This window comes from Flavobacterium sp. (assembly GCF_039930565.1).
In the GTDB taxonomy this organism is placed as follows: Bacteria; Bacteroidota; Bacteroidia; order Flavobacteriales; family Flavobacteriaceae; genus Flavobacterium.
The window spans coordinates 33,838-57,619 of the sequence record NZ_JBDTTP010000017.1 but is presented as its reverse complement, the minus strand read 5'-3'; the positions used below and the strand labels follow the sequence as shown (position 1 = coordinate 57,619).

The 23,782-nt window shown below is 32.8% G+C and carries 26 protein-coding genes and 1 pseudogene; 18 read left to right on the top strand and 9 right to left on the bottom strand.

What is annotated here, in order from left to right; all coding sequences use genetic code 11:
* Window positions 1–156 precede the first annotated feature (156 nt).
* Complete coding sequence (locus ABI657_RS06650; protein ID WP_348096461.1) at window positions 157–1,176, top strand: GntG family PLP-dependent aldolase; 1,020 nt, start codon at window positions 157–159, stop codon at window positions 1,174–1,176.
* 45 nt (window positions 1,177–1,221) lie between these two features.
* Here the strand turns inward: ABI657_RS06650 and ABI657_RS06645 are convergent, their stop codons facing one another.
* Window positions 1,222–2,196 carry a hypothetical protein gene (locus tag ABI657_RS06645; protein ID WP_348096460.1) on the bottom strand — a complete coding sequence of 325 codons (975 nt, stop codon included), beginning with the start codon at window positions 2,194–2,196 and terminating at the stop codon, window positions 1,222–1,224.
* 3 nt (window positions 2,197–2,199) lie between these two features.
* Complete coding sequence (locus tag ABI657_RS06640) at window positions 2,200–2,520, bottom strand: YbaB/EbfC family nucleoid-associated protein (RefSeq protein WP_348096459.1); 321 nt, start codon at window positions 2,518–2,520, stop codon at window positions 2,200–2,202.
* 140 nt (window positions 2,521–2,660) lie between these two features.
* On the opposite strand from ABI657_RS06640, the gene ABI657_RS06635 reads away from it, so the two are divergent.
* Window positions 2,661–4,721 (top strand): S9 family peptidase, encoded by a 2,061-nt coding sequence (locus tag ABI657_RS06635; protein WP_348096458.1) that lies wholly within the window; start codon window positions 2,661–2,663, stop codon window positions 4,719–4,721.
* Window positions 4,722–4,791: 70 nt separating this feature from the next.
* Window positions 4,792–5,832 carry a cysteine synthase family protein gene (locus ABI657_RS06630; protein ID WP_348096457.1) on the top strand — a complete coding sequence of 347 codons (1,041 nt, stop codon included), beginning with the start codon at window positions 4,792–4,794 and terminating at the stop codon, window positions 5,830–5,832.
* Between the two features lie 63 nt (window positions 5,833–5,895).
* On the opposite strand, the pseudogene ABI657_RS06625 reads toward ABI657_RS06630, so the two are convergent.
* The 4 genes and pseudogenes from ABI657_RS06625 to ABI657_RS06610 all read right to left on the bottom strand — a co-directional run.
* Window positions 5,896–6,282, bottom strand: a pseudogene (locus ABI657_RS06625) (TlpA disulfide reductase family protein); the annotation flags it as partial.
* Window positions 6,283–6,300: 18 nt separating this feature from the next.
* Entirely contained in the window at window positions 6,301–7,062 is a 762-nt protein-coding gene (locus ABI657_RS06620) for a DUF4369 domain-containing protein (protein WP_348096456.1), read from the bottom strand.
* A gap of 259 nt (window positions 7,063–7,321) precedes the next feature.
* Complete coding sequence (locus ABI657_RS06615) at window positions 7,322–7,762, bottom strand: KTSC domain-containing protein (RefSeq protein WP_007806810.1); 441 nt, start codon at window positions 7,760–7,762, stop codon at window positions 7,322–7,324.
* 340 nt (window positions 7,763–8,102) lie between these two features.
* The gene (locus ABI657_RS06610; protein WP_348096455.1) at window positions 8,103–8,354 is read right to left on the bottom strand and encodes a hypothetical protein; all 252 of its coding nucleotides are present in this window, start codon (window positions 8,352–8,354) and stop codon (window positions 8,103–8,105) included.
* Window positions 8,355–8,439: 85 nt separating this feature from the next.
* Between ABI657_RS06610 and ABI657_RS06605 the strand changes: the two genes are divergently transcribed.
* The 14 genes from ABI657_RS06605 (at window position 8,440) to ABI657_RS06540 (ending at window position 19,722) form a co-directional block, all read left to right on the top strand.
* Window positions 8,440–8,979, top strand: a complete 540-nt coding sequence (locus ABI657_RS06605; protein WP_348096454.1) for a hypothetical protein — start codon at window positions 8,440–8,442, stop codon at window positions 8,977–8,979.
* Window positions 8,979–9,122: a hypothetical protein gene (locus ABI657_RS06600; protein ID WP_348096453.1), complete on the top strand. Its 144-nt coding sequence runs from the start codon at window positions 8,979–8,981 to the stop codon at window positions 9,120–9,122. The genes ABI657_RS06605 and ABI657_RS06600 overlap by 1 nt, the downstream gene beginning before the upstream one ends.
* Before the next feature lie 130 nt (window positions 9,123–9,252).
* On the top strand, window positions 9,253–9,486 hold the full coding sequence (locus ABI657_RS06595) for a hypothetical protein (RefSeq protein ID WP_348096452.1): 234 nt from the start codon (window positions 9,253–9,255) through the stop codon (window positions 9,484–9,486).
* Window positions 9,476–9,850, top strand: a complete 375-nt coding sequence (locus ABI657_RS06590; RefSeq protein ID WP_348096451.1) for a YchJ family metal-binding protein — start codon at window positions 9,476–9,478, stop codon at window positions 9,848–9,850. Before ABI657_RS06595 ends, ABI657_RS06590 begins: the two co-directional genes overlap by 11 nt.
* 110 nt (window positions 9,851–9,960) lie before the next feature.
* A complete protein-coding gene (locus tag ABI657_RS06585; RefSeq protein WP_348096450.1) occupies window positions 9,961–11,079 on the top strand; it encodes a VWA domain-containing protein in 1,119 nt (372 codons plus the stop codon).
* A gap of 94 nt (window positions 11,080–11,173) precedes the next feature.
* A complete protein-coding gene (locus ABI657_RS06580; protein ID WP_348096449.1) occupies window positions 11,174–12,637 on the top strand; it encodes a magnesium chelatase in 1,464 nt (487 codons plus the stop codon).
* Between the two features lie 28 nt (window positions 12,638–12,665).
* Window positions 12,666–13,067 carry a heme-binding protein gene (locus ABI657_RS06575; RefSeq protein ID WP_348096448.1) on the top strand — a complete coding sequence of 134 codons (402 nt, stop codon included), beginning with the start codon at window positions 12,666–12,668 and terminating at the stop codon, window positions 13,065–13,067.
* A gap of 134 nt (window positions 13,068–13,201) precedes the next feature.
* Complete coding sequence (locus tag ABI657_RS06570) at window positions 13,202–13,795, top strand: 2OG-Fe(II) oxygenase (RefSeq protein WP_348096447.1); 594 nt, start codon at window positions 13,202–13,204, stop codon at window positions 13,793–13,795.
* 103 nt (window positions 13,796–13,898) lie between these two features.
* Window positions 13,899–14,573: a response regulator transcription factor gene (locus ABI657_RS06565; protein WP_348096446.1), complete on the top strand. Its 675-nt coding sequence runs from the start codon at window positions 13,899–13,901 to the stop codon at window positions 14,571–14,573.
* Between the two features lies 1 nt (window position 14,574).
* A complete protein-coding gene (locus tag ABI657_RS06560; protein ID WP_348096445.1) occupies window positions 14,575–15,978 on the top strand; it encodes a HAMP domain-containing sensor histidine kinase in 1,404 nt (467 codons plus the stop codon).
* Window positions 15,979–16,055: 77 nt separating this feature from the next.
* Window positions 16,056–16,775 (top strand): hypothetical protein, encoded by a 720-nt coding sequence (locus tag ABI657_RS06555; protein ID WP_348096444.1) that lies wholly within the window; start codon window positions 16,056–16,058, stop codon window positions 16,773–16,775.
* Window positions 16,776–16,811: 36 nt separating this feature from the next.
* On the top strand, window positions 16,812–17,759 hold the full coding sequence (locus ABI657_RS06550) for a bestrophin family ion channel (protein ID WP_348096443.1): 948 nt from the start codon (window positions 16,812–16,814) through the stop codon (window positions 17,757–17,759).
* A gap of 130 nt (window positions 17,760–17,889) precedes the next feature.
* Entirely contained in the window at window positions 17,890–18,786 is an 897-nt protein-coding gene (locus ABI657_RS06545) for an EamA family transporter (RefSeq protein WP_348096442.1), read from the top strand.
* Window positions 18,787–18,867: 81 nt separating this feature from the next.
* Window positions 18,868–19,722: a DMT family transporter gene (locus ABI657_RS06540; RefSeq protein WP_348096441.1), complete on the top strand. Its 855-nt coding sequence runs from the start codon at window positions 18,868–18,870 to the stop codon at window positions 19,720–19,722.
* A gap of 37 nt (window positions 19,723–19,759) precedes the next feature.
* Here the strand turns inward: ABI657_RS06540 and ABI657_RS06535 are convergent, their stop codons facing one another.
* From ABI657_RS06535 to ABI657_RS06525, 3 genes are all read right to left on the bottom strand, one after another.
* Entirely contained in the window at window positions 19,760–20,194 is a 435-nt protein-coding gene (locus ABI657_RS06535) for a DUF6526 family protein (RefSeq protein WP_348096440.1), read from the bottom strand.
* A gap of 278 nt (window positions 20,195–20,472) precedes the next feature.
* Window positions 20,473–21,135 (bottom strand): response regulator transcription factor, encoded by a 663-nt coding sequence (locus ABI657_RS06530; RefSeq protein ID WP_348096439.1) that lies wholly within the window; start codon window positions 21,133–21,135, stop codon window positions 20,473–20,475.
* Between the two features lie 165 nt (window positions 21,136–21,300).
* Window positions 21,301–21,714, bottom strand: a complete 414-nt coding sequence (locus ABI657_RS06525; protein ID WP_348096438.1) for a DUF4293 domain-containing protein — start codon at window positions 21,712–21,714, stop codon at window positions 21,301–21,303.
* Window positions 21,715–21,896: 182 nt separating this feature from the next.
* Here ABI657_RS06525 and rho point away from each other — a divergent pair, with 182 nt between their 5' ends.
* Window positions 21,897–23,729 (top strand): transcription termination factor Rho, encoded by a 1,833-nt coding sequence (gene rho / locus ABI657_RS06520; protein WP_348096437.1) that lies wholly within the window; start codon window positions 21,897–21,899, stop codon window positions 23,727–23,729.
* Window positions 23,730–23,782 lie beyond the last annotated feature (53 nt).

Here is a 23,782-nt window from a genome sequence, read left to right as displayed (position 1 = left end):
TTTATTTTTTGTTGAAGAAAAAAAGCGACCGTAGGAAGCTCTTTTTTCTTTTTACAAAAAAAAGCGTTTTGAAAAAAGATTGAAACGAATAGCAAGATCGGCTCCTGATAATTTTACTGGTTTTAAAATGCAAAAATAAGATATAGTTTTTAGAATATGGAAATAAATTTGATTAGCGATACGATTACCAAACCTACATACGAAATGTTGCAGTATATGTTTAATGCGCAGGTTGGGGATGATGTTTATAAACAGGATCCTACGGTAATTGAACTGGAAACGAGGGTTGCTGAGTTTTTTGGAATGGAGGCAGGTTTATTTTTTCCTTCGGGAACTATGGCTAATCAAACGGCAATTAAATTGCATACCCAGCCTGGGGAACAATTAATAGCCGATAAGTATGCACACGTTTATCATTATGAAGGAGGAGGGGTTTCGTTTAATAGCGGAGTTTCCTGTTGCTTATTAGACGGAAATCGTGGAATGATAAATGCAAGTCAGGTCGCGGCTGCAATAAATGATCCGGAGTTTTACCATAGCCCGTTAACGAGTTTGGTTTGTGTAGAAAATACGACCAATAAAGGGGGAGGTGCCTGTTATGAATTGGAAGATTTAAGAGAAATAAAAAAGGTCTGTGATGCTAATAATTTGAAATTCCATTTGGATGGAGCCAGAATTTGGAATGCATTAGTCGCCAAAAGACAAAATCCGAAAGAATTCGGTGCTATTTTCGATACTATTTCGGTTTGTTTGTCGAAAGGATTGGGAGCTCCTATTGGTTCTGTATTATTAGGAACCAAAGCAGATATTCACAGAGCGTTGAGAATCAGAAAGATATTGGGTGGAGGAATGCGGCAGGTAGGTTATTTAGCAGCTGCCGGATTATATGCCCTTGCGCATAATATTGAAAGGCTGGCTGATGATCACAGAAGAGCAAAACAAATTGCCGCCGTGCTCAGTACAAAATCTTGGGTTTCGGAAATTGAAACGGTAGAAACTAATATTTTAATTTTTTCATTGGCGGAAGGCTACAGCGACAAACTGCTAATCGAAAAATTAAAACAGAAAAATATTTTAATAAGTGCAATGGGGCACAATAAACTCCGAATTGTAACGCATCTGGATTATAAAGAAGTAATGCATACCTATGTGATAGAAACCTTGCAGAAGTTTTAAACAGATCAAATAAATTAAAAAAAGGCAGGGTTCACCTGCCTTTTTTTAATTTATTTGATCTACTATTATGAAATTAATGTCAATTGAAGTATCCGATTTTAGTTCGAAATATTTATAAGTTTTGGTCAAAATGTTGAATTTAAAAAGAACAAATGCTTCAGATCCTTTTTGTACACAGCATATATATTCGTTATTATTTTTGTCTATATATCCTGGGCCATTAAGATGAGCATATCCTAAAAAGTCGCCAGGTAGTAAATCTTCGTAATTATTTTTTGTTAAATCAATTTTCACAATTGTATTGCTGCCTACGACACCTGTTTTATTTGTTATGCAGTAAACAAAGTTGTTTGAAGAAACGGCAGCTTTCAAAAATGAAAATTTGGTATTGTTTAATAATATCTTTTTTGCTGTATTGTTATCTGTGTCAATTTCATAAGTGTCCTGATTGTTATAAGAACTATATAGTTTATTTCCATTTAAAAAAGTAGAAAGCGAAGCGGTCTGATCGAAGCTTAAACCTGAATATGAAACTTCAAAAGTATCCGGATTGATTTTTACATAATACGATATACTATTTACAGGTGTAATATAGGTGTTAGGTACGATTATTCCATGAAGAACTTTTTTTGAATCATCCCATGTAAGTGCAGAAACTGACGGATTCGGACCAGTTACTTCACTTGGAAAAACTAATGATTTTGAGATTGTTTTTTTTGTTTTTTTATCAAAAACGAAAAGTTTATTTGAAGGCGCATAATATTCAACTAAAAAAATCTTATCTGTATTTGAAGTAACAGTATTTAGATTTATGGTATTAGAAGTTAGTCCTTCAAATTCAGAGTAAGATGTAATTTTTCCGCTGTTGTTTCCAATTTTGTTTATTTTTCCTGCAAATGTTATTGCTAAAAAACTAAAATCATCTTTAACTGATTCATCCTTTGGATTTGAATCATTTGAGCAGGAAAATAAAAATAAACTGGCAAAACTAATTGCCAGAGTTTTGTACGTTAGTTTCATAAATTACTTAAAAAGATTATCCATTCCCGGAATCATTGGCATATCCATTTTGGCAACAGCATCCAATTCTCTTTCGTTTACGCTTGTTGCTTTTTCAATGGCTTTATTCAACGTTACAATCAGGTAATCTTCCAATTGTTCCTTATCTTCAAGTAAAGAATCGTCTATAGAAATTGACTTTACCTTTCTGTTAGCTGTTAATGTTACTTTTAGCAATCCATCTGCAATTTGTTCGTCAATTAAAACCGTATCTAAACGTTTTTTTGTATCTTCAATTTTTTGTTGGGTTTCTTTAAGTTTACCCATCATTCCCATTAAATCCATTTTGTCAGTTTTTTAAATTGTTTTCAACAAAATTAGGTATTACGGTTTATAATAAAGTAATATTTTATGAAAAAATTAATTCTGTTCTATACACTATGTACTATTTTTGCCAGTCTTATATAAAAACAAATGCCCTATCAATGCAAAAAAATATAATTGCTCCAAAAGCGAAAGTTATTCCGAAATCACTAAAAAAACATAAAGTAGTCCGAATCGATAATTATTTTTGGCTAAATGACAGGGAAAATCCTGAAGTAATCGAATACCTGAATCAGGAAAATGCTTATTACAAAAGCACGACCGGGCATACAAAGGGTTTACAGGAATTTTTATTTGAAGAAATGAAAAGCCGAATCAAGGAAGATGACTCCTCTGTTCCTTATTTTTACAATGGCTATTATTATATTACCCGATTTGAAACAGGACAGGATTATCCTATCTATTCCAGAAAAAAAGGAAGCCTTGCTGCTGATGAGGAAATTTTGTTCAATTGCAATGAAATGGCAAAAGGACATACCTACTTTAAGCTGGGCGGAATGAGTGTGAGTCCTGATAACAAATATGTGAGTTTTGGTACTGATATAGTGGGGAGAAGAATCTACACGATACAGATTAAAAACCTTGAGACAGGAAAGGTTTTAGAAGATAAAATCGAAAATGTTACCGGGGGATCAGTTTGGGCAAATGACAACAATACGCTGTTTTATACAAAGCAGGATGAGGTAACTCTGCGATCAGATAAGGTTTTTAAACATAAACTAAATACTGATTCTAAAAACGATGTATTGGTTTATGATGAAATCGATGATACTTTTAATGTTTCAATCAGCAAAGAAAAATCAAGAAAATATATTGTAATAGGTTCGGGAAGTACACTGACTACAGAATATCGAATTCTGAATTCAGATGATCCTGATGGAGAATTTAAGGTTTTTCAGCCTCGTGTACGCGGACTGGAATACAGCATTTCGCATTATGAAGATCATTTTTATATTTTAACCAATAAAGACAAGGCGACCAATTTTAAGTTGATGAAAACGACTGAAAACAAAACAGCTAAAAAATATTGGAAAGATCTTATTCCGCATCGTGAGGATGTTTTGTTGGAAGATATAGAGATTTTTAGAAACTACCTGGTTGTTGAAGAAAGATCTAACGGACTAAGTCATATCCGCATTATGCCATGGAATGATGAACCCGATTATTATTTGCCTTTTGGAAGTGAAACGTATAGTGCTTACACCACCACCAATATTGATTTCGATACTGATATTTTGCGTTATAGTTATCAGTCACTGGCAACACCGTCATCGTTAATTGACTTTAATATGAAAACAAAAACCAGGGAAATCTTAAAGGAACAACAGGTTTTAGGTGGAAAATTTGATAAGGAAAATTACATCGAAGAACGCGTTTGGGCCACTACCAGGGATGGTGTTAAAGTTCCTGTATCAATGGTTTATCGGAAAGGTTTGGTGAAAAATAGTAAAAATCCTTTATTGCTGTATGCTTATGGTTCCTATGGAGCGACTATGGATGCTTATTTTTCATCAACAAGACTTTCATTACTTGATCGTGGTTTTGTGTATGCAATTGCCCATATTCGTGGAGGTGAAGACTTAGGAAGACAATGGTATGAAGAAGGAAAACTGTTAAAAAAGAAAAATACCTTTACAGATTTCATTGATTGCTCTAAATTTGTAATAGACGAAAAATATACTTCTGCTAAACATTTATATGCTGAAGGAGGGTCTGCAGGAGGACTTTTAATGGGGGTGATCGTAAATGAAGCACCTGAATTATATAATGGGGTTATTGCCCAGGTTCCTTTTGTGGATGTAGTCACAACGATGTTGGATAATAGCATACCGCTTACAACAGGAGAATATGATGAATGGGGCAACCCGAATAATAAAAAATATTATGATTATATGTTGTCGTATTCGCCATATGACAATGTAAAAGCTCAAAACTACCCTAATATGTATGTGTCAACGGGATTACATGACTCGCAGGTGCAATATTGGGAGCCAGCCAAATGGGTTGCTAAACTGAGAAATCTAAAAACAAATGATAATTTTTTGTTTCTCGATACCAATATGGATGCCGGACACGGTGGAGCTTCAGGTCGTTTTGAGGCTTTGAAAGACTTAGCAAAGGAATTTAGTTTTTTATTAGATTTAGAGAAAATTAAAAGCTAATTAGAAATTTTTTGTTAAATTTGCAACCTATCGGGGTTATTTAAAAATGCCTTTGATTAACTATTTTTTTATGAAAGAAGAAATAAATGCTTATAATAATGTTTTAGAGTTAATAGGTAACACCCCGCTTATTAAGCTAAATAAAGTCACCGAAGGTTTAGAAGGAAATTTCTACGCAAAGGTAGAAGCTTTTAATCCGGGACATTCGTCAAAAGATAGAATAGCATTGTATATCATTGAAGAAGCAGAGAAAAAAGGAATTTTATCTCCCGGTGATACCATAATTGAAACTACATCAGGAAATACAGGATTTAGTTTAGCGATGGTTAGCATTATAAAAGGTTATAATTGTATTTTGGCAGTAAGTTCAAAATCATCAAAAGATAAGATTGACATGTTAAGGAGTTTAGGAGCAAAAGTATATGTTTGCCCGGCTCACGTTTCTGCCGATGATGAAAGATCCTACTACAATGTTGCAAAACGTTTGCACGAAGAGACAAAAGGTTCCGTTTATATCAATCAATATTTTAATCAGTTAAATATTGATGCACACTATAACACAACAGGTCCTGAAATCTGGGCTCAGACAAAAGGACAAATTACGCATCTTATAGCTTGTAGTGGTACCGGAGGAACAATTTCAGGAACAGCAAAATTCCTTAAAGAGCAAAATCCAAATATTAGAATTCTGGGAGTTGACGCTTTTGGATCAGTTTTGAAAAAATACCATGAAACAAGAGAATTTGATAAGAAGGAAATTTATCCTTACCGTATTGAAGGTTTGGGTAAAAACTTAATTCCATCTGCAACAGACTTTGATATTATTGATAAGTTCATGAAAGTAACTGATGAAGAAAGTGCACATACAGCAAGGGAAATTACACGAAAAGAAGGTTTATTTGTAGGATATACTTCCGGAGCTGTAATGCAGGCAATCAAGCAATATGCAGAAGAAGGTGAATTTACAAAAGAAAGCAACATCATTGCAATCTTTCCTGACCATGGTTCCCGTTATATGAGTAAGGTCTTTAGTGATGACTGGATGAATGAACAAGGTTTCTTTGACAGCGTTAATGAAGAAGAAGTTCAGAAAATTGAATTTATAAAGTAGACTAAAAATTTACTTTTAGCTATAAAAAAACTCCAGATGAAAATCTGGAGTTTTTTGTTTATATTATTTTGCTAAAAGCTCTAAGATCTTTGCTCTTAATTCAGGACCTCTTAAATCCTGTGCAACAATCTTTCCTGATGAATCAAGTATAAAGGTTGCCGGAATCGATTCTACGCCATATTGCTTTGCAATTGGTTCGTCCCAGAATTTTAAGTTAGAAACATGTGTCCAGCTTAATTTATCTTTTGCAATGGCTTCTTTCCAGGCACCAGCTTCTTTATCTAATGAGACTCCAATGATGTTTAGACCTTTTGAGTGCAGCTCATTGTATATGGCGACAACATTTGGGTTTTCCTTTCGGCAAGGGCCACACCAGGAAGCCCAAAAATCAACAATTGTTACTTTTCCCATACTTTCCTTAAGCGATACTTCTTTGCCTTCAGGATTTGGAGCTGAAAAATCTGCTCTTCATTTAGGACTCCCAATCGCAGGAGCTGTTGCACCTACTGCAGGCATTTTCATTTGACCGATTTTTTCTTTTATGCTTTTTCCTGGTTTTGTGTTTTTCAACGACTCATCCAAAGAGTTATATAAAGCTTCTGTTTTTTTGAAATCTGCACTAGGGTCATTAGCCATCCCCTGAATAATCAATGCACTTATAAAAGACTTAGGATGAGATTCAGCGTAAGCTATATATTTCTTTTTAGATTCGCCCTGAACATCAGTTTGTATAGCCATGTATTCTTTCATCAAACCATTGATAGCTGCAGTATCTTGCTTTTGTTGTGCAGCCTGCATAGTTTGTGTGTTTTTTTTCTGAAAATCAACCAGCCTTTTTTGAACTTTAGTAAGCTCTTCGTTGAATTTTACATACTCATCATTATTGTAAGTTCCTGAAATTTTCGATTTATGAATACTGTCTTTATCAACTTCGATCTTAATTTCACCAGTTTCTAAGATAAACGGAACCGGACCTTGTAAATCCTGTATAACTAAAGTATGAAAAGCAGGTTCAGTAACTTTTCCTTTTATTTCGAATTTCCCATTTTCAACTTTTACAGTGTCAAGTGGTAAAACAGCCATTGTTGTTGGATCCTGTCCCTGAAGTATTATTGTTTTTCCATTTTCAATTCCTTTTGCAGTTCCGGTAATAAGGAATTCTCCGTCTTTAACTTTACTGCAAGAAATTATCGCTGCAGAAGCGGTAAGTAAAAAAAATATTTTTTTCATTATAAAAATTAATTAGTTAATTGATTCGTGCAACAAAAGTATTTAAAAATATAAAACATCAACAATTTTACTACCTAAAATTTTGTTATAGTTTTTTTTGCCTCAACTGTCTTATTAGTAGTGTTTTAATTGGTTTAGATCAACTAAAAAACAGCTAATAATTTTATTATTCAGAATTAAAGGAATGATTTTGTTACTTTTTAGCATAAAAAAAGCACTCTGGTGTCAGAATGCTTTTAACAATATTTATTGCAGGAATCTATTCCTGATTTGTTTTCTTTCTCCAGGTAAAAGAGTTTAAAATGTGTCTTTTTGCGAATCTTCCAGGAGAATCAGCATTTACCATTTTCACGTAAGTAGCTTTAGGAACACTAATGTATTCGTAAACACTTCCGTTAGAAAAATCAATGATTAAACGTCCTTCAACAAATTTATAATCAGTAATTGTTGCAGTTGCGATCGTTTCAGTATATTCAGGTAAATTAGCTTTAATCGTCTCAGGATTAATACTTACCAAAAAGTGGTACGCTTCAATAATAGCTTTACTTTTTTCTTCTGCAGCTTTTAAACCCGCATCGTCGCCTTGAAATTTGTCAGGGTGAGATTCCTTCATCGCATTACGATAAATGGTTTTTAAATCTTTTAATTCAGCAGTTTTCTCTACGTTTAGTAACTTGCGGTATTCAACTATTTTTTTCATAAATAAGGTAACTACTTGTCTATTAGTTTGAAATTGATATTAATTGTTCAAAAAGACAAATTTTTTGCAAAGGTACACTTTTTTTTAACTTTTTACTTTTGATAGAAAAAATATTCAGTAAATATCTAAAGAGGTATTTTTCAGGAGCTGGTTCCCGCTATCCGTTCTAATCTTTTATGCCGAACCCCGGCATAAAAGGATTTCCACTTCAAACGAAGTTCACTGAACTCAAATTAAAATAAAAGCTAAGTGAAGTAATCGGGGCTAGGGCACTTGTTTTTATAAGATGTTTAGATTTCAACCTGAAACCTGAAACAAAAAAACCTGAAACAGATTTTAATTATTTATTCTCAGGCTTATGATTGGCCTTATCAAAGTTTTTAGATTTCTTTGGATATTTATCATAACTAATATCGCTTGGATTTTCGATAACCGATTTAATTGTAATCCAATCTCCGATAGTAAAGTTTGAATGTGCCATTTTGTAATCTAAAAGATATTCACCACAAAAATAATTGTTGCTTTCATCTTTTTCGATGATGCCGGTATAAACTCCTTTTTGAGGCATTTTTTCTTGTGAATCTTTAGACATAGTATTTTATTTTAAATTGAAGTGGCAAAGTTAATCAATTTTGGTTTGTTTTAGGGAGTTCGTGACAATCTCAGTATATTTGCACATGCAAAAAAACTTTAAGCCACATCCTAATTCCTTTAAAAATACATTTTGTGTTTTTAATGAAGTATTGCCGGAAGTCATTAAAGGATTGAAAATTCAGTTTGAAAGCAAAGCAGGAAGTACCTATTATTATACCGAAGCCGGAATGTACCGTGTTTCGAATCATTGGGGCAGATTAGCCAACAGTAAATGGCGATTGGTTGCAATGGATCCGGATACTTCTTCTAAAACCAAAACAGGTTTTGCTGCCTGGAGTGAGTTTTATCCTGATAATACGGAAGAAAAATTATATTACATAGAAGCGGATTATAATAAAAACACTGTAAACTATCAGCACAAAAATAATCCGGAGTATGATAAAAAAGCAATTCTGAGAACGGGTTTTGAAACCACGAAAAGAATCAGGCAAATCAGAAACCTTCAGCAGCTGACTTCATGGGCAAAATATTACGAAGCTGATATTGATGTTTTGAGAAAACAGTTTGTAAGCGAATTGATTTATACGGAGAAGACTTTAGACGAAATTAAAAGAGAAATATAATGGGACGCAACAATGAAAGGAATATCAAAAAGCACAATGACAAATTGCACAAAGCCCAAAACAAAGTAAAACAGGCTGAAATTGCACGTAAGGAAAAGCTAAAAGAAATTATAAAAAAGTTTAACCAAAAAGATCAGGAATAGATAACAGTTCTGGTTTTGCGTGAGCGGTAGAGGCGGTATCCTCGTAATGAAATGAAGAGATAAAGCCGAAAACGCGACCCGCTTTTTTTGCGGGTCACGCCCAAATTTGATAACGAAAACACCTTATAATATGAATACTAAATTTGAAAGTTTAAAAGCAAGCGTCCAGGAAATTATAGATTTAATTGCTGCTGAAAATAATAGAGAAGCCAATAATAAATTGCTTGATGTAAGTGAAGTATTGGATGAAATGCTGGATTTTACTGAAGAAGATGAAGAATTGAGAGAAATAAGCAGGTATCAGGTTTTGTTAAACCAGCTTCATGTAAAACTGAATGGCGAAGAGCAGGTTGATGGAGAATAAAAAATGCTTTTGCGACACAGGTTTACTCTTCGCTGATTGTTGTGGATTGTATCTTGAAAAGGATCAAAAAGCACCAACAGCATTGGCTTTGATGCGTTCTAGGTATTCTGCTTATGCTACGCATAATGCCGATTATCTTTTGCAAACAACTTATATTTCGGAAAGGCAATATTACTCAAAAGCTGAAATTCTAAAATGGGCTACGAGTAATAAATGGCTGCAACTGGAAATTTTATTTTACAAAGAGAATAAGGTAGAATTTAATGCGTATTTTTTGGATGAGAATAAAAAATCACAAATTCATCATGAATTTTCAACTTTTAAATTTGAAAATGGTGCATGGTTTTATCTTGAAGGAAATTAGTAATCGCTAAGTTTCTTGCCAAAAAAGTATTGTTTTATACCTAAGACTTTAACTAAAAATTAATAAACGTTTCGTTTTTCTTGGTTGTAAAAAAGATTAATTTTAGAACTATGAAAAACGAATTTAAAAAGGGTTTTTATTTTAAGACGTACGAAGCACCTTTTCAGTCTCCGTTTGAAAAAATTTTTGGCATTTTCAAAGAGCTCATCACCCATACCTCGGGTGATTTTGACGAAGCTATAGACTGGCTTCGGGAGTTGGACAAGGAATACAAACTGACCGACGAAAACTACACTATCGATGATTTTATCGAAGATTTAAAAAAGAAAGGTTACATAAAAGACGAGGTTAAGGAAGATGGTACCGGCGGTTTTGGTATTACGGCCAAAACAGAACGTGCCATTAGGCAACAAGCTTTAGATCAGATTTTCGGAAATTTGAAACGTTCCGGATCCGGAAACCACAAAACCAAACATGCGGGGAACGGCGATGAACATACAGGTGAATTCCGTGAATTTAATTTTGGTGATGGTTTAGAACGTATTTCGTTAACTGAAAGTTTACGAAATGCCCAAATTAACAACGGTGTAGAAAGTTTTATGCTGACCGAAAATGATTTGGTTGTTGAGGAAACACAATTTAAAGCCCAAATGAGTACGGTTTTGATGATCGACATCAGTCATAGTATGATTTTGTATGGCGAAGACCGAATTACACCTGCCAAAAAAGTTGCGATGGCTTTAGCCGAATTAATCACAACCCGTTATCCTAAAGATACTTTAGATATTTTAGTTTTTGGAAACGATGCCTGGACGATTCCAATTAAGGATTTGCCGTATCTGCAAGTTGGTCCGTATCATACCAATACCGTTGCAGGATTGCAATTGGCGATGGATATTTTGCGCAGAAAGCGAAATACTAATAAGCAAATTTTCATGATTACAGACGGGAAACCAAGCTGTGTGCGTGAGAGGGATGGTTCCTACTATATGAACAGCAACGGGCTGGACGAATATATTGTGGACAAATGTTATACACAGGCGCAGCAAGCCAGAAAATTACACATTCCGATTACTACTTTTATGATTGCAAACGATCCGTATTTACAGCGTTTTGTCAATCATTTTACGGAAGCCAATCAGGGAAAAGCATTCTATACCGGACTGAAAGGTTTAGGGGAAATGATTTTTGAAGATTATGAAACCAATAGAAAGAAGAGAGTTCGTTAAACAGTTGAAGAGGTTCTGAGGAACAAAGGCTTTTCAAAAGGAAATAAATTGAATTTTTATAACATTAAAATTTTTCAATTTCAAAATAAATAATATGAAAATAGAAGACATAAAAACATTAGGCCAATTAAAAGCCGCAGGATATAAAAGTATAAGTATCAAAGACGAATTGAGAAATAATCTTCGTGAAAAAATCAAATCAGGAAAACCTGTTTTTGAAGGTGTTCACGGTTTCGAGAATACTGTAATTCCCGAATTGGAACGTGCTATTTTATCGCGTCACAACATTAATTTATTAGGACTTCGCGGTCAGGCAAAAACCAGATTGGCACGTAAAATGGTCGGTTTGCTAGATGAATACATTCCGTTTGTAACGGGTTCAGAAATAAATGACGATCCGTTAAATCCTATTTCGCGTTTTGCAAAAGATTTAATTTCCGAAAAAGGCGATGATACTCCAATTTCATGGTTGCACAGAAGTGAACGTTTCTCTGAAAAATTAGCAACGCCGGATGTTACCGTTGCCGATTTAATTGGCGATGTCGATCCGATAAAAGCAGCAAATCTTAAATTATCATATGCTGATGATCGCGTGATTCATTTTGGAATGATCCCAAGAGCGAATCGTTGTATTTTTGTCATAAACGAATTACCAGATTTACAAGCCAGAATTCAGGTTGCCTTGTTTAATATTTTGCAGGAAGGCGACATTCAGATTAGGGGATTTAAGTTGAGAATGCCTCTTGATATGCAATTTATTTTTACGGCAAATCCGGAAGATTACACAAATCGGGGAAGTATTGTAACACCTTTAAAAGACAGAATTGGTTCCCAAATCCTGACACATTATCCCGAAAACGTTGCTATTGCAAGAACGATTACAGAACAGGAAGCAAAATTAGACGAGACACAGCACAAACTTGTTTATGTGCCAAGTCTGGCGAAAGATATTTTAGAACAAATAAGTTTTGAAGCCCGCGACAGCGAATATGTTGATAATAAAAGTGGCGTTAGTGCGAGAATGAGCATTACCGCTTTTGAGAATTTAATGAGTACTGCAGAACGACGTGCCTTAAAATCCGGTTCAGATAAAACTGTATTGAGGCTGTCAGACTTTATAGGAATTATTCCCGCGATTACCGGAAAAGTCGAGTTGGTGTATGAAGGAGAGCAGGAGGGAGCCGCTTTTGTTGCCCAGAATTTAATTGGTTCAGCGATTAAAACTTTATTTCCAACACTTTTACCTAAAATAGAAAAGCTTGAAAAGCCTGACGCAAAAACACCCTATTCTGATTTAATTGAGTGGTTTTTTGCTGAAAGCGGTTTTGAATTATTAGATGATGCTTCTGATGAAGAATATCAACAAGTTTTAGACGAGGTAACTCCGTTGGATGTTTTATTAAAAAAATACCAGCCTCAGTTAGATAAAAAAGACCAGTATTTCATGAAAGAATTTATTTTATGGGGATTAGTAGAATATAAAAAATTAAGCAAAGATCGTTTTGCACAAGGACATCAGTTTAAAGATATGTACGGAAGTTATATTAGTAAATTGTAGTTATTAAAAATAGGATAAAAATAAAATCATGAATATTACATTAGAACAAGCTGAAAGAGCAATTGCAGCAGCAAAAAATAAAGCCGTAGAAATTAATACAAAAATGGATATTTGTGTAGTAGATGCCGGATCCAATATGGTCGCATTTGCCCGAATGGATGGTGCGTGGATAGGATCAATTGATATATCGCAAAAAAAAGCAAAAACTGCTGCCTGGTTTACAATGGATACAGCAGCTTTGGTAGATGCTGTACAACCGGGAGCGCCACTTTATAACATTGAACATTCTAATGGAGGATTGGTCACTTTTCCGGGTGGTGTATTGATTAAAAATTCGAATGGAGAAATTATTGGTGCTATTGGAGTTAGTGGCAGCAGTGTTGAAAATGACCATACTGTAGCCGTAGCCGGAGCGGAAGTTTTAAAGTAATTTTTATAAAAATACATCAAACCCGACAGATTTTAATAAGCTGTCGGGTTTTTTATGTCAAAATAAATCCATTATCAGTTTTATTTCTTCTACCTTGCTTCGTTGACTGTATTTGCAGTTTTCCTAAAAAATAAATGGAAAATAGTTTTGAAGATTTGATTGCAAGTTATATTGAGAATAAAGTTGGGATATCGGAGCATTTTTTAAGCCCTGAATTGGCGAATCATTTAAAGCAAAATTTACTTGACTTAAACAAGAAAAACTTATTGATGGCGGCAGGAATTGGCAATTCAGAAAAGCTTTCATACGATGGTGCCATCAGGAGCGATTCTATTTACTGGTTAGATAAAGAGAATAATAATGTCTTTGAGGATGCCTTTTTTGCTCAGATTGATGCTTTTATAATTTATTTAAATAAAAGCTGTTATGCAGGAATTACAGGTTATGAGTTTCATTATTCCTTATATGAAACAGGCGATTTTTACCTGAAACACTTAGATCAGTTTAAAAATAATCCAGGCCGTAAATATTCAATGATCAGTTATCTCAACAGTGATTGGCAGGAAAGCGACGGTGGAGAATTAATGATTCATCAGGAAGATAATAATCAAAAAATTTCACCAACTCAGGGTAAAACAGTCTTTTTTAAAAGCAACGAATTAGTACATGAAGTTTTGGTAACCCAAAATACCAGAATGAGTATTACGGGCTGGCTTAAAGGTGATTAAATAGTCAGATTTTTATTTTCTTCATAATAAAATCATAATTCAGGTTGTAGTAATTTGTATTTACATTTCAATTCTTATTTTTGTTTTTCATACATTATTAAAAATGAAATTACTTATAGTCGAAGACGAGCCTAATCTATTATCTATTTTACGAAAAGGATTAGCTGAAAATAATAATGAAGTAAGTGTAGCGCTTGATGGCAAAACAGCTTTAGAAATGCTTCATGATTATAATTTTGACGTGGTCGTTTTAGATGTTATGCTTCCGGATATTAACGGTATTGAAATTTGCAGAAGATTGCGGGCAAGTAAAAATTTTGTTCCGGTTTTACTTTTAACAGCACTTGGAACTTCTGAGAATATTGTAACCGGACTTAATGCGGGAGCTGATGATTATTTGGTAAAACCTTTTAAATTTGGCGAACTGGAAGCAAGATTAAATGCTTTATACCGAAGAGCAAATCAGGATGTTGAAAAAATAGATACCATCACTATTAGTGATCTGGAAATTAATGGACGTGCCAAGACTGTAAACAGGGAAGGCCAATCGATTACGTTAACGGCTAAAGAGTTTAAATTACTGTATTATCTGGCTAAAAATAAAGGGAATATCGTTTCTCGTGACCAAATTTTAGATAATGTCTGGGATATCAATTTTGACATGAATACCAATGTAGTGGATGTTTATATTAATTACTTGAGAAAAAAGATTGATAAACCCTTTTCCAATAAACTTATCCATACAATCAAAGGATTAGGTTATGTTATAAAATCATAGAATGAATATTAGAAAAAAAATTACATTTACCTATGTTGCCCTTTCCACATTTAGCACTTTGCTTTTATGTGTTATTGTATTTATTTTATTCAGGTCCAATAACCAATATTATTTTTTAAAACGACTAGAAGACAGGGCCAAAATTGTTGCTTCTATTCATTTTCAAAAAGATCCTGAAAAAATCAGATACTATAAAGAGCTTAAAAAGAATGGGCTTGAAGAACTTATAGAAGAAGAAGAATTTGTTTTGAAAATAAATAGCGCAAATAGCTTCGAATACAATACAAATTTAAATCTGCCAAACGAATTTTACACTAAAATTTTAAAAACAGGAAAAGACTTTTTTGAAATCGATAATAAATATTATCTCGGACAGGTTTTTGAGGAAAATAACCAGAAATATATTGTAATTGTAGGAGCAAGGGACAGAAAAGGAAATACTACCACAATCTATATTGTAAAAATAATGTTGTTTGGTGGTATTGGATTTGTGCTATTAGCTTTTTTCTTAGGACGTCTTTTAGCAATACGCGTTATCAATCCAGTATCAAGAATAACAAAAGAGGTTAATAGAATTAGTGCTTCCAATCTCCATAACAGATTGCCGGAGCTTAAAAATTCAGATGAGATTTCAGATTTAACGGCCACATTTAATGATATGCTAGACCGGTTGGAAACCTCTTTTGAAATTCAGGCTAATTTCATCAATAATGCTTCACACGAATTAAAAACGCCAATAACTACTATTATTGCAGAGTCTGAAATCATGCTTCTAAAAGAAAGAGAACTGCCGGAATACATTCAGTCCCTGGAAAATATTTACAGTCAGGCTTCACGATTAGGTAATCTTACCGAAAGCTTATTAAAATTGACACAAACTGGTTACGATGGTAAAAAACAGGTTTTGGATATTGCCAGAATTGATGAACTGCTAATGGAAGTTAAATCAGACATAGATAAAATTTTTCCGGATAACCGAGTAAGCATCAAACTTAATTTTGCACCCAAAGATTCTAACTTACTTTTAATTCCTTGCAATAAACCTCTATTAGAACTGGCTATCAATAATATTATTACAAATGGGGTTAAATACTCTGATAATAATGAAGTATTTGTGAACCTTACAGCTAATCAGGAATTAATTAAAATTTCTATAAATGATATAGGAATAGGAATTCCCCCTGAAGATATTCCACATTTATATGAACCTTTTTTTAGGGGCAAAATTGCTGCAAAATATATAGGTTATGGATTAGGGCTCCCGTTGGCTTCTAAGATTATCAGAATGCACGATGGTGAAATCCAAGTACAATCCGAGCAAAATAAAGGAACAATCGTAACTATTATTTTCAAGAAAAATACTTCTAAAAAAGCCAACATTAAAAATTCTAATGTTAAATCTTAGAAAATTCTAATTTTACATTAAGTCCGTACTAATGTTGAGAGACTTATTTTGTAGGTATAAACAAAACAATTATACTTATGAAAAATTTTCTTATACCTACTACTTTAAAAGCAGATACAATCTGCGCAGTAAAATCAGCTATCAATCAGGCAAAAAAATCTGATTGCGAGATTGTGTTAATGCTTTCATCTGAAACTCCGGATACTTTTTCGTCTTCTCAATTTTTACGCCAAATGAGAGCCGGTCTTACTTCAGGTCAGCAGGAAGTGTTAGAAGCTTGCCGATTTATAATCCAAAGTGCTTCAAATTGTAAAATAAAGGTGCATAATCAATTCGGTCTTTCATCGCCAATTTTTAAAGGTATAATTGATGCCTTTGATATAAAATTGGTAATCCTTACACATTCCTATAAACAGGAGCCAAAGCGAATTCATCAATATGTGACAAAATTAGCAGGTAATCAAAAATGCCCAATTTTGCATTTAGGAGTTGAGCAAATCAAAAACGATTTTAATAAAGCACTTTATATTGAAAATGCTACTGCCAATATGCATGTTAAAGATGTACAGCATTTTTTAAATCAGAATTTTTCATTTGAAATTGTGAGCCAAACCAGAAATTTTCAAAACATGGAAGAGTTTACACCTTATTTGAAAGAAGCCATATCTAAATACGATATTGATTTATTGGTTGAAACCAGAAAAGGCGAAAAGATTAAATTCAAAAAAACGAAACCAGTAAATAACAATGAGGGATTAGGTCTTCCGGTTCTTTCGCTTTATGAAGAATTGGCATAAAGAAATTATAAATGAATTTAATTTAAACCGATAATTATGTTGTTAAAGAAAAGAATTCCAATGAAGTATGTGCTCGGGAAAATTAAAGTTGAAATTGCCCTGGTGATTACTTATACTGTAATGTTTGAAATTTTTCATCATTATTTCATCAATCTTCCTGTTAATATCCCAATTGCAATACCAACAATGATTGGTACAATTATATCCTTATTATTAGCATTTAAATCCAATCAGGCTTACGACAGATGGTGGGAAGCAAGAATTGTCTGGGGAGCAATTGTAAACGACTCGAGAACACTGATTCGTCAGGTGCTGACATTTTATAAAGATCCCAATTTTTCAGTCGAAGCAAGTGAATTCAAAGAAAATTTTGCTAAAAGACAGATTGCATGGTGTTACAGTTTAGGACAGGCACTCCGAAATAAAGATGCTGTAAAACCACTTGTAGGATTGGTGAGTGAAGATGAATTACGTTTCATAAAAAATCATCAGAATGTTCCTAATGCAATTTTAATGTTGCATGCCAGAGATTTGCGAATTGCAAAAAATGAAAAAAAAATCAATATGTACCAACAGGTAGAAATTGATAATACATTATCAAGATTATGCGATGAAATGGGTAAATGCGAGAGAATTAAAAACACTATTTTTCCAACAACCTACAGCATGTATACCAGGCTAACATTGTGTTTGTTTATTTTATTGCTGCCTTTTGGACTTACTAGTGTATTGAGTTGGTTCGCTATTCCGCTTATCACAGCAATTGCAGCCTCTTTCTTTTTAATCGAAAGAATGGCAATTCATTTACAGGATCCTTTTGAAAACAGGCCAACAGATACACCTGTTACGGCTATTGCAAATACAATAGAAAAAAATATTATGCAGATGCTGAATGAGTATCAAAGTGAATTTGATATCATAAATGAGTTCCATCTTAAAAACGAGCCTAAAAAATCAGAAAGTAATTCCTATTACGTTTTATAAATTTAATTTTAGTTTTCAATAGTTAACAGACAATGCCAGTATTGGTGTTGTCTTTTTTTTTATAGTAAAATTCTAAAACATTCTGTATTTGGTTTTATTTTTTGGAAATTTGCCACTTCAATAAAAAATAATGAAAACTACAAAATATTACATAGCTGCCATTTCAGCCTATATTATTTGGGGATTTTTTAGTCTGGTCTTAAAGCCTATTCATGAATATGCTTCTTTGGATATTTTGTTTTATCGTGTTTTTAGCTGCAGTTTTCTCATGCTGCTAATCGTTTTTATTTTTAGAAGAAAAATATTAATTGAAAATATAACGATTTTTAAAAGTCTGCCATCTTCTGAAAAAAAGAAAACTATTTTATTAAATATCGGAGGAAGCTTCTTTTTGATAGCAAACTGGTTCACCTTTATTTATGTAATGAATCATATTAGCGTAAAGGCAACTTCGCTGGCGTATTTGGTTTGCCCTATTTTAACTACTTTGTTAGCTTACTTCATTTTGCATGAAAAGCTCTTAAAAACACAGTGGTTAGCGGTTGCACTAAGTGTTACAGGCTGTTTACTGCTGTCTTATGCAGATATAATGGATATGTTTTTTAGTATAATTATAGGTTTTACATATGCGTGTTATTTAGTAAGTCAGCGTGTTAATAAAGTTTTTGATACCTTTGTCATACTCACATTTCATATTACTTTAGCAGCATTAATTTTATTGCCTTTTTATTCGGCTTACAGCGAACCGTTGCCAACAAACTTCAAATTTTATTTTTTTATAGAAACAATTGCTATTTTATTTACAATTATTCCATTGTTTTTAAATCTGTATGCACTTTCCGGAATCAATTCTTCAACGGTTGGTATGCTTTTGAATATTAATCCCATGATCGCTTTTTTACTGGCGAACTTTGTTTATAAAGAAAAAATAAGCACATTACAGATTCTTGCTTACAGTATTGTTTTTATAGCGGTATTGGTTTTTAATTCGCATCATCTTTTCAAATTAAGAAAGAGAATAGAATAGCTAAAAATCATGAGTAGTTATTGAGTAAAGTTCATTTATTCATGAAGAGTTTAAAACACTATTTTTGCATTAAAAATAATTATGTTATTTCTGATTCTAAGTATTATTTGCAGTGTTGCAGTAGGAGTGATTTTTAAAATTTCCCGAAGTTATAATGGTAATGCATTTCAGGTAATCGCTTTTAATTATGTAGCAGCGATTGGACTTTGTTATTTCATATTTAGTCCGAATATGGATCAGGTTAGTGCTAAAGCTCCCTGGAATGTTTATTTGGCTATTGGTATTTTACTTCCTGTCGTTTTTCATTTTTTAGTCCTTTCAATACAACATATGGGAATTGTAAAAACAGATGCAGCACAGCGCTTATCGCTTTTTATTCCAATTTTGGCGGCATGGCTTATTTTTAATGAAGATTTTAACTTGTATAAAATTATTGGTCTTTTAATTGGTTTTTTTGCGTTATTGTTAATTTTCAATAAACCATCAGCAAATATTCAGTCCCAAAAATGGATTTTTACAACTTTTGTTTTAATTGGTTTTGGAATTATAGACATTCTTTTTAAACAAATTGCGCTTTATACCTCTTTGCCCTACACAACTTCTTTATTTGTGGTTTTTGATATTTCACTGGCAGTCAGTCTCTTTATTTTAATTTATCAGGCAATAGTTAAAAAAGTGCGGTTAGAATGTAAAAATTTTCTTTTTGGTGTTTTGGTTGGAGTATTTAATTTTGGAAATATTTTGTTTTATCTTAAAGCACATAAGGCTTTTTCTGAAAATCCTTCAACTGTTTTTGCCAGTATGAATATGGGAGTGATTGTATTAGGGACTTTTGTGGGAGTATTATTTTTCAAAGAAAAGCTATCAAAAATTAACTTTGCAGGCGTTATTTTAGCTTTGATAGCGATTGTTTTTATAGTTATTTCTCAATTATAAAATAGTATTTGTTATACTTAATATTTTTTTTCTAAGTTTATACACGACTATAATCACCTTTCCAGTGTATAATCGCTTTTTTTATTTCGTCGCCAGTAAGGTTTTCATGAAGTGTGCGTTCAATAAGGGATAAAAATTCACCATCAGATGCAAATCGTAAAGCAAATAACTGCTCATCCGTAAATTTATATTCAATGCTTTCCAGTCTTTTTCCTGAAAGAACAAAATACCGATATCTAAGTTCCATTTTTACTATTCTGTTTTGCAGTGTTAAAGCATAATGCTGCCGAAGCATAAAAGCAACACAGAATAAGAATATCAATGTTATACTTATAAAGGCCCAAATAAGTTTATCATCTGTTGTAAATGCAAAATAGACACTTGAAATTAAAAAAACCATCAAAATCGGATAATACACAAAATGATGCGGCGGATAAAATCTGATATGATTCCGTAAATTTTGAACTTTCATATTCTTGTAATTAAATAAAATTTATTTCAAGAAAACTATTTTTGAGGATAAGAATAATATTTATCGTTATTTTTTAATAAGTCTTAAAGAATATTCTTGTTTAATATAATAGTTTATCATAAAATCAAATATAATGATTAAATAGTCCGGATTTACTTTAAGGAATGTTAATTTGTTTTTATGAATTTATTCTAAATCATTTTTAAATTTTAAAAAAAAAATGGAGTTAAAAACTCCATTTGGTCCTTGCATTTATAAGCGCTTTTATCTTTATTGATTTAGGATTTTATCAAGTTATTTTTAATAGCATATTTTACTAAGCCAATAGTGTTTTTAGTCTGTAACTTTTTCATAATGTTTTTACGATGTGTTTCGACTGTATTTGTACTGATAAAAAGCTGCTCGCTGATTTCTTTTCCACTGTATTCTAGTGAAATTAAAGTTATAATTTCTAATTCACGACCCGTTAAAATCGAATTTATTGGAAAAACAGATTTATTTAATTTAGGATTATTTTCTGTAAAGGTGTTGAAAATTTTCTCTCTCACTGAAGTGCAAAAATACTCTTCTCCCTGATTCACAACTTCAATAGCTTCAATTATATTTTCGCCGGCACATTTTTTTGTCAAATAACCGCTGGCACCAAGCTTCATTACTTCTTTAATAATTTTTAAATCGTCATAACTGGATAAAATTATAACTTTACAAGGATATCCTTTTTTATTAAATTCTTTTAAGACTTCTACACCGTCTTTTTCAGGCATACTAAGATCAAGTACTAAAATATCGGCATTATTTGTCACTACTTCATCAAAAATATTTAGCCCATTTGATGATGATCCTACTATTTCAAAATCAGAAACAGTACTTAAAAGATTGGTCAGTCCATCAATTAGGACCAAATGGTCATCGGCAAGATGAATTCGTATTTTCTGTATCATAAATAGTATGGAATAACAATTGTAAAATTATAAAAAAAACAACTGATAACATTAATATTTTTAATTAATTTATTTGATTTTTAATAAATAACGTGATATTTAACACAAAAAAACCCGAATTGTATAATTCGGGTTCTCTTCGCGCAATAAACTAAGTTTATAGGTTTATCTCAAACGATCTACAGATTTTACGAGATCTTCGTCCTTTTTGATGGCCTTATTAGCTAAAACTAATAACACGATAGCAACAATAGGAAGAAACATCCCAATACCTTTCTCAGAAACAGTAACTGCTTCTCCAGATAAATTTAGAGAACGATATACAAACAATCCTAATAAAATTAAATTTAATATTATATTCAGTCTCCCCATAACAAACTGATTCTGTCTTTTTTTATATGAAATAATACTGATAATACTAAGCATAGTACTCAAACCCAATAAAATAGTATAAACCTGATCCTGCATAAAATAAAAAGGTTCTCTATTATTTGTTGTCCAAAGAGGAACAAAAAAGAGCAAAACTCCGGTAACCAAAAAGGTAAGCAGTAAATATATAGTCTGAATTCGTTGTATCATGATCAAAAATTGTTTTACAAAAATATATTTTCTTTTTTTAAAATACTATTGTATGATTAAATTTTATTCGTATTATTGCATCATAATACCGTAAGCACTTCATACTGCGGTTAATTGAAATCAAGTATCTACCTATTCTTTTACAGTATTTCATTTAAAATAATTAAATTCATAGAACATTCATGTTTGATATTTCTGCATTAAAAGAAATGAAGCTTTCCGAGCTTCAAGAAATAGCTAAATTAGCTAAAAATATAAAGTTTAACGGTGTCAAAAAAGAGACTTTAATTAGTCAGATTTTAGCACATCAGGAAGCTAATAATACGCCAGCCCCTGTCATTGAAATGGCTGATGATGATAAACCCAAAAGAACCAGAATAGTTCCTGCAAAAAAGGCAGCTATTTCAAAAAACACTCCTGTTTTAGAATTTGATAAACAAGAGGAGGAGCCTGAAAAAACTGAAGCTCCGGTAATTGCGAAACAAAATTCGAAAGCGCAGCAAAATTCAAAAGTCCAAGCGGATTCAAAATCTCAGGAAACCGCACAAATTGAAACTTCAGAATCAAAAGAAGATATAGGAACAGAGAAAAAAGGAGCAAAAATTGTAAAATTTAATAAATCTGCTTACGAGAAGAAAGTTGCTCAGCAAAAAGAAAAAGAAAGTAATTCTTCAGAAACTGAAGAATCTCTACCGGAGGTTCCATCTGAAAAAGCAGAGCAAGCTGCCCCAGTAAAAAAAATAAATCCGAATCAGCTTAAAAGCCAAAATCCAAACCAGAATCCCAATGGAAATGGAAATGGAAATGGAAATGTAAACGGAAATTTAAACGGAAATAACGGGAACCAAAATCCAAATCATAAAAATAAAAAAAATAATTTCAGGGATTCAGACTTTGAATTTGACGGAATTATTGAAAGTGAAGGTGTTCTTGAAATGATGCCGGACGGTTACGGATTCTTACGCTCGTCGGATTATAATTACTTAGCCTCTCCGGATGATATTTACTTATCAACTTCACAAATCAGATTATTCGGTCTTAAAACCGGAGATACAGTAAAAGGAGTGGTTCGTCCCCCAAAAGAAGGGGAGAAGTTTTTTCCTTTAGTTCGTGTATTGAAAATCAACGGTCACGATCCGCAGGTAGTTCGCGACAGAGTTTCTTTTGAACACCTGACACCTGTTTTTCCATCAGAAAAATTCAAATTAGCCGAAAAAGGCAGTTCAGTTTCAACCCGTATTATTGATTTATTTTCTCCAATTGGAAAAGGACAGCGTGGTATGATTGTCGCACAGCCTAAAACAGGTAAAACAATGTTATTAAAAGACATTGCCAATGCAATTGCCGCCAATCATCCTGAAGTTTATTTGATTGTTCTTTTGATTGATGAACGTCCTGAAGAGGTTACAGATATGCAGCGTAGTGTTCGTGGTGAAGTTATCGCTTCTACTTTTGACAGAGAACCGCAAGAACACGTAAAAATTGCCAACATTGTACTTGAAAAAGCAAAACGTTTGGTAGAATGCGGACACGATGTAGTCATTCTTTTAGATTCGATTACTCGTTTGGCAAGAGCTTACAATACTGTTCAGCCAGCTTCAGGTAAAGTTTTAAGTGGTGGTGTTGATGCGAATGCATTACAAAAGCCAAAACGTTTCTTTGGAGCAGCAAGAAATGTAGAAAACGGAGGGTCATTAAGCATCATAGCAACTGCACTGACAGAAACAGGTTCTAAAATGGATGAGGTGATCTTTGAAGAATTTAAAGGAACTGGTAATATGGAACTTCAGCTGGATCGTAAAATTGCCAACAAACGTATTTTTCCTGCAATCGATCTTACGTCATCAAGTACACGTCGTGATGACTTGTTATTAGATGAGAAAACGCTTCAAAGAATGTGGATCATGCGTAAATACCTATCTGATATGAACCCTGTAGAATCAATGGATTTTGTAAACGAACGTTTTAAGAAAACCAGAAATAATGAAGAGTTTTTAATTTCGATGAACGACTAAAATTCTAAGTTGCCAACAGTTTCAATTTGAAATTATTTATTGTAAATATAAAA